Origin of the sequence: Streptomyces nidicola, assembly GCF_050106155.1 — a bacterium.
Lineage (GTDB): Bacteria > Actinomycetota > Actinomycetes > Streptomycetales > Streptomycetaceae > Streptomyces.
In genome coordinates, this window is record NZ_JBNBPI010000001.1 from 2,327,071 (window position 1) to 2,338,843 (window position 11,773).

Annotated in this window: 12 protein-coding genes; 8 read left to right on the forward strand and 4 right to left on the reverse strand. The window is 72.8% G+C overall.

Translation table 11 applies throughout. The annotated features are described in order from the left end of the window. Positions 1–22: 22 nt before the first annotated feature. From ACOKM3_RS10695 to ACOKM3_RS10730, 8 genes are all read left to right on the forward strand, one after another. Positions 23–1,111, forward strand: a complete 1,089-nt coding sequence (locus tag ACOKM3_RS10695) for an ADP-ribosylglycohydrolase family protein (RefSeq protein WP_426899261.1) — start codon at positions 23–25, stop codon at positions 1,109–1,111. Between the two features lie 78 nt (positions 1,112–1,189). Beyond that, positions 1,190–2,011, forward strand: a complete 822-nt coding sequence (locus ACOKM3_RS10700; RefSeq protein WP_426899263.1) for an alpha/beta fold hydrolase — start codon at positions 1,190–1,192, stop codon at positions 2,009–2,011. A gap of 9 nt (positions 2,012–2,020) precedes the next feature. After that, positions 2,021–2,911 carry an AraC family transcriptional regulator gene (locus ACOKM3_RS10705; RefSeq protein WP_426899265.1) on the forward strand — a complete coding sequence of 297 codons (891 nt, stop codon included), beginning with the start codon at positions 2,021–2,023 and terminating at the stop codon, positions 2,909–2,911. Positions 2,912–2,955: 44 nt separating this feature from the next. Beyond that, complete coding sequence (locus ACOKM3_RS10710; RefSeq protein ID WP_426899267.1) at positions 2,956–3,450, forward strand: NUDIX domain-containing protein; 495 nt, start codon at positions 2,956–2,958, stop codon at positions 3,448–3,450. A 148-nt stretch (positions 3,451–3,598) separates the two neighbouring features. Further along, positions 3,599–4,603, forward strand: coding sequence for a uridine-preferring nucleoside hydrolase UriH (gene uriH, locus ACOKM3_RS10715; RefSeq protein WP_426899269.1), 1,005 nt, complete (start codon positions 3,599–3,601; stop codon positions 4,601–4,603). Beyond that, on the forward strand, positions 4,600–6,042 hold the full coding sequence (gene uriT, locus ACOKM3_RS10720; RefSeq protein ID WP_426899271.1) for a uridine transporter UriT: 1,443 nt from the start codon (positions 4,600–4,602) through the stop codon (positions 6,040–6,042). Before uriH ends, uriT begins: the two co-directional genes overlap by 4 nt. 15 nt (positions 6,043–6,057) lie before the next feature. Next, positions 6,058–6,783, forward strand: a complete 726-nt coding sequence (locus ACOKM3_RS10725; RefSeq protein WP_426899273.1) for an SIR2 family NAD-dependent protein deacylase — start codon at positions 6,058–6,060, stop codon at positions 6,781–6,783. A gap of 66 nt (positions 6,784–6,849) precedes the next feature. Next, a complete protein-coding gene (locus ACOKM3_RS10730; RefSeq protein WP_426899275.1) occupies positions 6,850–7,455 on the forward strand; it encodes a dihydrofolate reductase family protein in 606 nt (201 codons plus the stop codon). Positions 7,456–7,489: 34 nt separating this feature from the next. On the opposite strand, the gene ACOKM3_RS10735 is transcribed toward ACOKM3_RS10730, so the two are convergent. The 4 genes from ACOKM3_RS10735 to ACOKM3_RS10750 form a co-directional block, all read right to left on the reverse strand. Continuing rightward, entirely contained in the window at positions 7,490–8,002 is a 513-nt protein-coding gene (locus tag ACOKM3_RS10735) for a methylated-DNA--[protein]-cysteine S-methyltransferase (protein ID WP_426899277.1), read from the reverse strand. Positions 8,003–8,005: 3 nt separating this feature from the next. Further along, positions 8,006–9,487, reverse strand: a complete 1,482-nt coding sequence (locus tag ACOKM3_RS10740; protein WP_426899279.1) for an AlkA N-terminal domain-containing protein — start codon at positions 9,485–9,487, stop codon at positions 8,006–8,008. A 127-nt stretch (positions 9,488–9,614) separates the two neighbouring features. Continuing rightward, positions 9,615–10,145: an O-acetyl-ADP-ribose deacetylase gene (locus tag ACOKM3_RS10745; protein WP_426899281.1), complete on the reverse strand. Its 531-nt coding sequence runs from the start codon at positions 10,143–10,145 to the stop codon at positions 9,615–9,617. Then, on the reverse strand, positions 10,142–11,560 hold the full coding sequence (locus ACOKM3_RS10750; protein ID WP_426899283.1) for a phytoene desaturase family protein: 1,419 nt from the start codon (positions 11,558–11,560) through the stop codon (positions 10,142–10,144). Before ACOKM3_RS10750 ends, ACOKM3_RS10745 begins: the two co-directional genes overlap by 4 nt. Between the last annotated feature and the right edge of the window lie 213 nt (positions 11,561–11,773).

Sequence of the window (11,773 nt, forward strand, 5' to 3'; positions counted from 1 at the left end):
CAAAAACGGGTACACCGGTCTCATGACGCCCGCCGTGAGCCCGCACGCCGACCCCACCCTCGCCGACCGTGTGCTCGGCGGCTGGCTCGGCCGGATCGCCGGCAACATGCTCGGCAAGCCGGTCGAGCAGGGCGAGGTGTGGACGCGCGAGCGCATCGACCGCTATCTGCGGCAGGCCGAGGCCCTGCCCCTGACCGACTACCTGCCCGAGCCCCCGTCGGACGAGGTGGCCCTGGCGCTGCGCCCCGAGTGGCGCCAGTGCGTGCGCGGCCGCATCCACGGCAGCTGCCGCGACGACGACGTGGACTACGCGGTGCTCGGCCTGCATCTCCTGGAGACGCACGGTTTCGCGTTCACCACGGAGCAGGTGGGCGAATTGTGGCTGCTCCGGCTCCCCTACCTCCAGACGTTCACGGCGGAGCGCGCGGCCTACCGGAATCTCGCGAACGGGCTGAAGCCCCCGCTCACGGCGACGTTCGACAATCCCCACCAGGAGTGGATCGGCGCCCTGATCCGCGCGGACGTCTTCGGCTGGACCAACCCGGGCGCCCCGCGCCGCGCCGCCTCCCTGGCCCGCCGCGACGCCGTCCTCTCGCACACAGGCAACGGCGTCTACGGCGCGATGTGGGCCGCCGCCCTGATCTCCGCCGCCTTCACCGCGCCGACCCCGCGCGCCGCCCTCGACGCCGCGCTCTGCGTGATCCCCGCGAGCAGCCGCCTGGCCCGCGTCGTACGCCGCACGGCCTCCCTGCACGACTCGCGGCTCAGCTGGGAGGAGACGCTCGCCACCGTCGAGAAGGAGACGGCGGGCCTCGGCTGGATCCACACGGTCCCGAACGCCGCGGTGATCACCGCCGGGCTGCTGTACGGCGACGGCGACTTCACCCGCACCGTGACCCTGACCGTCCGCGGCGGCCTCGACACGGACTCCAACGGCGCGACGGCCGGCTCGTTCGCGGGCGTGCTGTGCGGCGCCGCCGCGATCCCCGCGCAGTGGACCGAGCCCCTGGAGGACCGGGTCCGCAGCGCCGTGTTCGGCTTCGACGGCGTACGCATCAGTGAACTGGCCGCGCGCACCGTGGAGTTGGCCGCGTCCCAGGATCCGGCGTAAGCCGCACCCGTCCCGGCCCCGCCCCGGGGGCGACATTTTTACAAGACCGGGGGGCCGTCACCCGTGCACCCTCGCAGTATGACTACGTACGACGTTGAAATCTCGCACGGGATGCACGTGGTCCACGACGGCCCGCCCCAGGCGCCGCCCCTCCTGCTCATCCACGGGTCGGGGGCCGCGGGCGGCTGCTGGATCCCGATGATCCCGGCACTCGCGGAACACCATCACGTCATCCGGGTCGACCTGCCCGGCTGCGGCCACTCCCCGCCCGCCCCGTCCTACGAAGTGCCCGCGCAGGCCGCCGCGTTGGCCGAACTGCTCGACGACCTCGGACTGCGGGACGTCGCCGTGGCCGGGCACTCCAGCGGGGGCTACATCGCCACCGCGCTCGCCGAGCGGCGCCCCGACCTGGTGCGCTCGCTCACGCTGATCAGCTCGGGCCCGCGCATGGACGCGCTCCTCCCGCAGCCGTTCATCCTGCGCTTCCTGACGGGCCCGCCGCTCGGCCGGCTCATCTGGGCGCTGCGCTCGGACGCCTGGGTCCGCGCGGGCATCAGGTCGACGGCCGCCCGCCCCGTGGACGTCCCGGAGGAGCTGATCGCCGGGGTGCAGCGCATCCCGTACGGCGCGTTCCGGGCGGTGCTGCGGGAGAACGGCGCGTACATCATCGAGCGCACGGTGCCCGAGCGGCTCGCCCCGCTCGGCATCCCGGTGCTGGTCGTCTTCGGTGCCGCCGAGCCCCGTTGGGACCCGGCGTCGGCGCAGAGCTACGCCACGGTGCCGAACGCGCGCGTGGAGATGCTGCCCGGCGTCGGACACCTCCCCCTCCTCGAAGCCCCGGAGGCGACCGGCGAACTCCTGCTGGACTTCGCCGCGACGGCCCGCCAACCACGGTCCTAGACTGGCCACATGCCGCCGATCGAGACAATCGGGACAGCCATCGGGGCAGCCATCGGAGCGCCACCCGACTGGGACGCGATGGACATCTCGGTTCCGTCCCCGGCGCTCCGGCTGCCGGGGGTCGGCATGGCCGGATTCAGTCAGCGCGTCCCCGCACCCATGGGCATCAGCATGGTCGCGCACCCGTCCGTCACGCTGCTCATCGACCTGAGCGACGGGGACGGCTTCGTCTACGACAATCACGGCAGGACCGGTCGCGGCAGTGCCGTCATCGGACTGCTCCCCGGCGAGCTCCGGGCCTCCGGCCGGTTCGGCACGTGCCTGCAGATCCGTCTCCAACCGGCCCTGGCGACAGCGGTGTTGGGCTCGTCGGCGGAGCTCAGCGGGACCATGGTGCCGCTCGCCGATGTCTGGGGGCGCCCTGCGGACGGGTTCGAGGGCAGGCTGCGCGCCGCCGGTTCGTGGCACGAGCGGTTCGCGATCGCGACAGAGGCCATCGGCCGCCGCCTCGACACCTCCCCACGCGTCGATCCGGAGGTCACCCACGCCTGGCGGCGGACGCTGGCCCGCCGGGGACGGGTGCGGGTCGAGGGCCTCGCGGACGAGGTCGGCTGGAGCCGGGGCAGGCTGTGCGCCCGCTTCCGGTCCCAACTGGGCATCACCCCCAAGCGCGCCGCCCGCCTCGTACGCTTCGACCACGCCGCGCATCTGCTGGCCGCGGGGCGCCCGGCCGCCGATGCCGCCATCGCCGGCGGCTACGTCGACCAGCCCCATCTGCACCGCGACGTAAGGGAGTTCACCGGCCTCACCCCCACGGCCGTGGCCCGCGCCCCGTGGCTCGCGATCGACGACGTGGCATGGCCTGACACCTGGCCCGCCGCGAGCCGAACCCGCGCCTGAGCCCGCGCCGAAACCCGCCCCGATCGCGTGATTAGGCTGGTCCGATGACCACCCTTGACTACGCCGCATACATCGCAGGCCTCCCCCGCGTCCTGGTCGGCGCCGCCGCACTGTTCCGGGACGCGGAGGGGCGGGTGCTGCTCGTCGAGCCCAATTACCGGGAGGGCTGGGCGCTGCCCGGCGGCACCGTGGAGTCGGACGACGGGGAGTCGCCGCGGCAGGGGGCGCGCCGCGAGACGCTGGAGGAGATCGGGCTCGACGTGCCCGTGGGACGGCTGCTCGCCGTGGACTGGGTGCCGGGGGCGGGGCGGCCGCCGATCGTGGCCTACCTCTACGACGGCGGGGTCCTGACCGGGGCGCAGCAGCAGGCCATCCGGTTGCAGGAGGAGGAGCTGCTGTCGTGGCGGTTCGTGGAGCGCGCGGAGCTCGGCTCGTATCTGCCGGGGTCGCTGGGCCGGCGGGTGGGCGCCGCCCTCGGCGCACTGGACAGCGGCTCGGGCACGGTCGAGCTGGAGAACGGGGAGCCGGTCGTCGGCTGAGCCCGGCGCGCAGGCCACCCGACGTCTACGCGCGTTGACAACTCGTGTGGCGCCGGGTCATGTTTCCGTGGACAGTTTTTTAGAGCGCGCGCCGATCCGACCGGGGGCAGGACGCGGGCTCACACCGGAGCAAAAGGGGCTCGATCCGTTGACCAGGAAGATCATTCTCGACTGCGACCCGGGGCACGACGACGCGGTCGCGATGCTGCTCGCGCACGGCAATCCCGACATCGACCTGGTCGCCGTGACCACCGTCGTCGGCAACCAGACCCTGGAGAAGGTGACGCGCAACGCCCTCTCGGTGGCCGCGATCGCCGGCATCACCGGGGTGCCGTTCGCGGCGGGCTGCCCGCGGCCGCTGATCCGTACGATCGAGACCGCGCCCGAGATCCACGGCGACACGGGCCTCGACGGGCCGGATCTCCCGGACGCCGCCTTCGAGCTCGACGAGCGGCACGCGGTGGACCTGATCATCGACACGGTGATGGCGCACGAGCCCGGTGAGATCACCATCGTGCCGACCGCGGGCCTCACGAACATCGCGCTCGCCGCCCGCAAGGAGCCGCGCATCGTCGAGCGCGTCCGCGAGGTCGTCCTGATGGGCGGCGGCTACCACGAGGGCAACTGGAGCCCGGTCGCCGAGTTCAACATCGTGATCGACCCCGAGGCCGCCCACATCGTCTTCAACGAGAAGTGGCCGGTCACGATGGTCGGCCTCGACCTCACCCACCAGGCGCTCGCCACCCCGGCCGTGGAGCAGAAGATCAAGGCCGTCGGCACGAAGCCCGCGCAGTTCGTACTCGAACTGCTCGAGTTCTTCCGCGAGGCCTACCGCGAGAACCAGGGCTTCGAGCACCCGCCCGTGCACGACCCGTGCGCCGTCGCGTACGTCATCGACCCGAGCGTCATGACCGTCCGCAAGGCGCCCGTCGACATCGAGCTGCGCGGCTCCCTCACGCTCGGCATGACCGTCACCGACCTGCGCGCGCCCGCGCCCGAGGACTGCCACACCCAGGTCGCCGTCGACCTGGACCACGAGCGGTTCTGGAACCTCGTGGTCGACGCCCTGGAGCGGATCGGCGAGCCCACGGGCGCCGCGCCCGACACCGAGGCCGTCGCCGCGGAGACCGTCACCGGAGAGCCCACCGCATGAACGTCGCCGCCTCCCCCCACTCCCCGGCCGGCGGCCCGGACGCGAGGCGCCCGGTCCGGATCGGCGCCCTCATGGTCGCGCTGCTCGCGGCCAGCTTCGCCTTCCAGCTCAACGCCTCGATGCTCAGCCCCGCGCTCGCGACGATGGCGGACGAGCTGGACACCACCGCGTCCGCGATCGGCGTCACGCAGACCGCGTTCTTCACGGCCGCCGCACTGTTCTCGCTCTTCCTGCCGCGCCTCGGCGATCTGATCGGCCGCCGCAAGGTGCTCACCGGGATGATGGTCCTGATGGCCGTCGGGTGCGTGATCTCCGCGCTCGCGACCTCCGTCGGGATGCTCGCCGTGGGGCGGGTCATCCAGGGCGCCTCGGGCCCGACGATCCCGCTCGCCCTGATCATGCTGCGCGTCGAGGTCCCGGACCCGAAGCGGTACGGCACGCTCATGGGCGTCGTCACCGCCGTCAACGGCGGCATCGCGGGCGTCGACTCGTTCGCGGGCGGCTCGCTCGCCGAGCACTACGGCTACGCGTCGATCTTCTGGGTCATGACCGCCTTCGCGGCCCTCTCGGCCGTGCTCGTACGCCTCTTCGCCCCGGAGTCCCGCGCCGCCGAGCGGCCGCCCATGGACTGGCCGGGCGTGCTGCTCCTGGTGATCTCCGTCGGCGCGCTCCTGATCGCCTTCAACGAGGCGGGCAAGCTGGCCGCGGCGAACTGGCCGCTGGCGATCGGCCTGCTGGTCGTCGCCGTGCTCGCCTTCTGGGCGTTCTGGCGCATGGAGAACCGCTCCTCGCACCCGCTGGTCACCACGCACCTGCTGAAGCGCCGCGCGACCTGGTCGCTCCTGCTGTCCACCATGCTGACCATGACCGGCGTCTTCGCGATCATGAACGGTCTGCTGCCCGGCTTCGCGCAGGACACCTCGGTGGGGCTCGGCCTCGGCGCCGAGGGCGCGACCTGGTGGACGCTGACCCCGTACGCGCTCGCGGGCCTCGCCATGGGCCCGATCTCGGGACGCCTCGCGGCGACGTTCGGCTACGGCCGCGTCCTGCGCACCGGCCTGATCGCCACGGCGGTCTCGACGGTCCTGGCGCTGCTGACGCTCCAGACGGACTCCTCGGGTCTCCTCCTGGCGGTCTCGATCCTGCTGGGTGTCACGTACGCGGGCATGGCCAACATCATGCTGAACGGCCTCGGCATCGTGCTCTCCCCGCCCGAGAACCCCGGCTTCCTGCCGGGCCTCAACGCGGGCTGCTTCAACCTCGGCGCGGGCCTCAGCTTCGTGGTCCTGTACGCGGCGATGGACTCGGTCGCCCCCTCGGGCGGCACCTCGGTCGGCGGCTACAGCGCCGGTGTCGTGGCGGGTCTCGTGCTCATCGTGGCGGCCCTGTTCGCGTCGCTGCTGATCCCGAAGCCGGTGCACGCGGAGGCGACGGACTGACCTACCGTTGAGGTCATGACCCTGGTTGCGATTCTCACCGGCGCGGGCATCAGCACGGACTCCGGCATCCCGGACTACCGCGGCCCGAACGGCGTGTGGCGCAAGGATCCCGACGCCGAGAAGCTCGTCACGTACGAGTACTACATGAACGACCCGGAGATCCGGCGCCGCGCCTGGCAGGTGCGGCGCCGGGCCGTCACGCTGACCGCCGAGCCGAATCCCGCGCACCGGGCGATCGCGGACCTCTCCGAGCGGGCGGGCACCTCGGTCCGGGTCATCACGCAGAACGTCGACGGGCTGCACCAGCTCGCCGGCACACCCGCCCGCAAGGTGCTCGAACTGCACGGCTCCGCACGGCAGTTCATGTGCACGCAGTGCGACGCGCGCGGCCCCATGGAGGACGCGATCGCGCGTCTGGAGGCGGGCGAGGACGATCCGCTCTGCCTCGTGTGCGGCGGCATCCTCAAGTCGACGACCGTGATGTTCGGCGAGAACCTCGACCCGCTGGTGCTCGGCGAGGCCGTCGAGGTCACCAAAGCGTGCGACGTCTTCTTCGCGGTCGGATCCTCGCTCCAGGTCCATCCGGCCGCCGGACTCGCGGGCCTCGCCGCCGAGCACGGCGCCCGCCTGGTGGTGGTCAACGCCGAACCGACCCCGTACGACGACATGGCCGCCGAGGTCGTACGGGAGCCGATCGGGACGGCGGTGCCGCGGCTGCTCGGCGAACTCGCGGATGCGTAGGTCGCGCTGCGCGGGCCCCCGCCGTCGGGCAGGCTGAGGGCAGCGACCTACGAGAGGCGGTACCCGATGAAGCTGGTGGTGCAGGAGTTCCTGACGCTGGACGGTGTTTCGCAGGGTCCGGGCTCCCCCGACGAGGACACCAGTGACGGGTTCACGCGCGGCGGCTGGTTCGTGCCGTACGTGGACGAGGAGTTCATGGGGATCGCCGAGGACTGGCTCGGCCGGGCGGACGGGCTGCTGTTCGGGCGCCGGACGTACGAGAACTTCGCGCGGGACTGGCCGACGATGACCGACCACCCCTTCGCACCGACCATGAACGGCCTGCCGAAGTACGTCGCCACGCAGAGCCTGGCCGAGGCCGACTGGAACCCGACCACGATCCTGGCGGGCAACATCGCCGCCGAGGTCGACGCCCTGAAGCGGCAGCCCGGCCGTGAGCTGCAGATCCACGGCAGCGCGCGGCTCGCCCAGTCGCTGCTCGCGGCGGGCCTCGTCGACGAGCTGCGGCTCGCGATCGCCCCGGTCGTCGTGGGCAGGGGCCGCCGCCTGTTCCCGGACGGCGGCACCCCGGCGGGCCTTCGCCTGGTCGGCCAGCGCTCCACGGCGGGCGGCCTGTCCGTGCACGTCTTCGAGACGGCGGGGATGCCGGCGTACGGGGTGTACGGGGGCTAGAGCCTTCTGACGGATCTTGCCTGAGTCGTGGGCCCTAGAACAGCGCGTCGGCGGTGGCTGCGGAGCGCTCGAAGGCCAGCAGGCGGCGCTTGCGGTCGAGGCCGCCGCCGTAGCCGGTGAGGTCGCCGTTCGCCCCGATGACGCGGTGGCAGGGGACGATGACGCCGATGGGGTTCTTGCCGTTGGCGAGGCCCACGGCGCGCGAGGCGTTCGGCTTTCCGAGCGCCTCGGCCAGCTCCCCGTACGTACGAGTGTCGCCGTACGGGATCCGCTGGAGCTCTGCCCAGACGGAGCGCTGGAACGGGGTGCCGTCCAAGGCCAGCGGCAGGTCGAACTCGGTCAACTCGCCCTGGAAATAGGCGTTCAGCTGGTCGATGACCGGGCCGAAGGGGCGCTCGTCGCGGGCGCCGAAGGTCTCCTGCGGAGGACGGTGACGCTGGTCCGTCATGTAGAGGCCGGAGAGTGTCGCGTCGGTGGCGACGAGGGTGAGCGGGCCGTAGGGGCTGTCGATGACCGTGTGCTGCTTGTGCGTGTTCATGGTGTGCATCCCTTACGTGGGAAGGAAGTTGATCGGGTGGCTGTCGGTCGCCCAGAGGTACTGGGTCGCGTACGCGCGCCAGGGGCGCCAGGCCGCCGCGCGGGCGGTGAGCGCCGCCGGGGTGTGGGGCAGGCCCAGCTCCTGGGCGGCGCGGCGCATTCCGAGGTCGGTGGGCAGGAACGCGTCCGGGTCCCCGAGCGCGCGCATGGCGATCGCCTCGATGGTCCAGGGGCCGAAGCCGGGCAGCTCGGCGAGCCGGGCGCGGGCCTCCTCCCAGTCGGACTCTGGGCCCAACCCCAGCTCTCCGTCGGCCAGTTGGCGTACGAGGGTGGTGAGGGTCGTACGCCGGCTGCGGGGCAGCGCGAGCGACTCCGGGTCGAGGGAGGCGAGGGCGGTCGGGGACGGGAAGAGGTGGGTGAGGCCGCCCTCGGGGTCATCGACGGGTTCGCCGTGGGCGAGGACCAGGCGGGCGGCGTGGGTGCGGGCGGCGGCCGTCGAGACCTGCTGACCGAGGACCGCGCGTACCGCGAACTCGGCCTCGTCGACGGTGCGCGGCACGCGGCGCCCTGGCGCCTTGTCGACGAGCGGGGCGAGCAGCGGGTCGGTGCGCAGCTGCTCGTCGACGGCGACCGGGTCCGCGTCCAGGTCCAGCATGCGGCGGCAGCGGCTGATGGCCACGGTGAGGTCGCGCTGATCGGTGAGGACCAGGCGGCAGGCGACGTACGTGGCCGTGGACGCGGTCGGCGGGGTGAGCGTCGCGATGCCGTGGCCGTGCGGGAGGCGGAGGGTGCGGCGGTAGGAGCCGTCGCGCCACTCCTCGACGCCGGGTACGGCCGTCGCGGCGAGGTGACCGAAGAGGTTGTCGGGGTTGAGGGGCGCGCGGAACGGGAGGCGGAGCGTGATCGCGCCGGGCACGGTGTCCGCCTCCCGCTGCGGCCTGCGGGCGCGCAGTTCGCTCGGAGAGAGGGCGTAGACCTCGCGGACCGTGTCGTTGAAGGTACGGATCGAGGCGAAGCCGGCCGCGAACGCCACCTCGGAGAGCGGCAGTCGGGTGGTCTCGATCAGCAGGCGTGCCGTCTGGGCGCGCTGCGCGCGGGCCAGGGCGAGCGGGCCCGCGCCCAGCTCGGCGAGGAGCTGCCGCTCGATCTGGCGGGCGCTGTAGCCGAGGCGGCGGGCGAGCCCGGGAACACCCTCGCGGTCCACCACGCCGTCGCCGATGAGGCGCATGGCGCGGGCGGTGAGGTCGGCGCGGACGTTCCACTCCGGGGAGCCGGGAGTGCTGTCGGGGCGGCACCGCTTGCAGGCCCGGAATCCGGCCTGCTGGCAGGCGGCGGCGCTGGGGTAGAACCGCATGTTGCGGGGCTTGGGCGGGACGACCGGGCAGCCGGGGCGGCAGTAGATGCGGGTGGTGACGACGGCGGTGAAGAAGACGCCGTCGAAACGGGTGTCCTTGGCCTGTACCGCGCGTACGCAGCGGTCCGTGTCGGTGTACATGTGACTAGCGTCGGGCATGGTGGAGGGGTTGGCTGGCGGAAATTCGACATGTACGTCCGCCGTGGTTGCGGTCTCGGGGCGCTGCCCCGGACCCTGCGCCTCAATCGCCGGCGGGGCTTATCGTGCCCTAGCCACTTGTGAGCGCCTGCTCGAATGCAGTGTGCGCTCGGTCGTCGAACACCACGAAGCGGACCTCCTCCACCGAGGTGGCCTTGGCGCGGACCGTCTCCACCGCGATCCGTGCGCCGTCCTCCAGGGGCCAGCCGTAGATGCCCGTCGAGATCGCCGGGAAGGCGACCACGCGTGCGTGGAGCTCGTCCGCCACGTGGAGCGATTCGCGGTAGCAGGACGCTAGGAGGTCGGAGCGGTCCTCCGTCGTCGACCAGCGGGGGCCCACCGTGTGGATGACGTAGCGCGCCGGGAGGCGGCCCGCCGTTGTGGCGACCGCCTGCCCCGTCGGGAGGCCCTTGCCGTACTGGGAGGCGCGGAGCGCTCGGCATTCGGCGAGGATCTCCGGGCCGCCGCGACGGTGGATGGCGCCGTCCACTCCCCCGCCGCCGAGCAGCGAGGAGTTGGCCGCGTTGACGATCGCGTCCACTTCCTGCTCGGTGATGTCGCCCTGGATCAGCACGAGTTGAGGGTCGTTACGAGGGGTCATGACGCGCGCAGCCTCCTCCACACCGCCTTCGCGGCATTGTGCCCCGACATCCCGTGGACTCCCGGCCCCGGTGGGGAGGCCGACGAGCAGATGTACACGGCGGGGTGCGGGGTGGTGTACGGGGAAAGGGAGAGCTTCGGGCGCAGGAGGAGCTGGAGTCCGCTCGCCGCGCCGGAGGCGATGTCTCCGCCCACGTAGTTGGCGTTGCGGACCGCGAGCTCGGGCGGGCCCGCCGTCGCGCGCGCGAGGACCAGGTCCCTGAACCCCGGTGCGAAGCGCTCCAGTTGGCGCTCGATGGCGTCCGTGAGGTCGCCGTCCCAGCCGTTCGGCACGTGCCCGTACGCCCAGAAGGTGTGCTTGCCCGCGGGTGCGCGCGTGGGGTCGGCGACGGTCGGCTGCACCGTGATCAGGAACGGCGCCTCGGGGCCGCGGCCCTCGCGGGAGGCCTCGTTGAGCGCGCGGCCGATGTCCGAGCGGTACGGGCCGACCTGCACCGTCCCCGCGGCCCTGGCCTCCTTCGCGGTCCACGGCACCGGCCCGTCGAGCGCGTAGTCGACCTTGAAGACGCTCGCCCCGTACCGGAAGCGCTCGTAGTAGTTGCCGAGCCCGGCGATCCGGGCGACGGCCGTCGGTGACGTGTCGAAGATGTAGGCGCGGGCGGGCGGCAGGTCGTCGAGCCGCTTCACCTCGTAGTCGGTGTGGACGGCGCCGCCGAGGTCCTTCAGGTACCCGGCGAGCGCGTCGGAGATCGCCTGGGAGCCGCCGCGCGCGACGGGCCACCCGCGCGCGTGCGCGGCGAGCGCGAAGACCAGGCCGATCGCGGACGTCGCGAAGCCGGACAGGGGGGCGATGACGTGGGCGACGAGGCCCGAGAGCAGGGCGGGGGCCTTCTCGTCGCGGAAGCGGCGCATCAGCCACGTCGACGGCGGCAGGCCGACGAGTCCGAACCGGGCGAGGGTGACCGGGTCGCGGGGCAGTGCGCTGAGCGGAAGGGACATGAAGTCCCGGACCAGGGTGTCCCAGTGCGGGAGCAGGGGTTCGATCAGACGCCGGTACGCGCCCGCGTCGCGCGGGCCGAACGAGGCGGCCGTCTCGGCGACGGACCGGGACAGTACGGCCGCGCTGCCGTCGGGGAACGGGTGCGCCATCGGCAGTTCGTGCTGGACCCAGTCGAGGCCGTACCGGTCCAGGGGCAGGTCCCGGAACGCCGGGGAGTTGATGCCCAGGGGGTGCGCGGCCGAGCACGGGTCGTGACGGAAGCCGGGGAGCGTCAGCTCCTCCGTGCGGGCGCCGCCGCCCACCGTCCCCTCGGCCTCGAACACGGCAACGGAGAAGCCGCGCCTGGCCAGTTCAACGGCTGCGGTCAGCCCGTTCGGCCCCGCACCCACCACGACGGCATCGAGCATCGACGGCACCTTCGGACTCCTTCGTCAGCCGATGGCCACTGCCCGCCCAGGATATGCCGCCCCACCGACAGCCCCGCTCCGCGGGGCTCCGATCAAGCTCCGCCGGCGGCTGAGGCTGATCAAGCCCCACCGTCGACTGAGACCGATCAGGCCCCGCCGCCGATTGAGGCTGATCAAGCCCCGCCGGCGTTTGAGGCGCGGGGTCCGGGGCAGAGCCCCGAT

Excerpts from the sequence above, each read along its gene's own strand:
- ACOKM3_RS10695 (WP_426899261.1), top strand. The coding sequence starts at position 23 with ATGACGCCCGCCGTGAGCCCGCACGCCGACCCCACCCTCGCCGACCGT.
- ACOKM3_RS10700 (WP_426899263.1), top strand. The coding sequence starts at position 1,190 with ATGACTACGTACGACGTTGAAATCTCGCACGGGATGCACGTGGTCCAC.
- ACOKM3_RS10705 (WP_426899265.1), top strand. The coding sequence starts at position 2,021 with ATGCCGCCGATCGAGACAATCGGGACAGCCATCGGGGCAGCCATCGGA.
- ACOKM3_RS10710 (WP_426899267.1), top strand. The coding sequence starts at position 2,956 with ATGACCACCCTTGACTACGCCGCATACATCGCAGGCCTCCCCCGCGTC.
- uriT (WP_426899271.1), top strand. The coding sequence starts at position 4,600 with ATGAACGTCGCCGCCTCCCCCCACTCCCCGGCCGGCGGCCCGGACGCG.
- ACOKM3_RS10725 (WP_426899273.1), top strand. The coding sequence starts at position 6,058 with ATGACCCTGGTTGCGATTCTCACCGGCGCGGGCATCAGCACGGACTCC.
- ACOKM3_RS10730 (WP_426899275.1), top strand. The coding sequence starts at position 6,850 with ATGAAGCTGGTGGTGCAGGAGTTCCTGACGCTGGACGGTGTTTCGCAG.
- ACOKM3_RS10735 (WP_426899277.1), bottom strand. The coding sequence starts at position 8,002 with ATGCACACCATGAACACGCACAAGCAGCACACGGTCATCGACAGCCCC.
- ACOKM3_RS10740 (WP_426899279.1), bottom strand. The coding sequence starts at position 9,487 with ATGTACACCGACACGGACCGCTGCGTACGCGCGGTACAGGCCAAGGAC.
- ACOKM3_RS10745 (WP_426899281.1), bottom strand. The coding sequence starts at position 10,145 with ATGACCCCTCGTAACGACCCTCAACTCGTGCTGATCCAGGGCGACATC.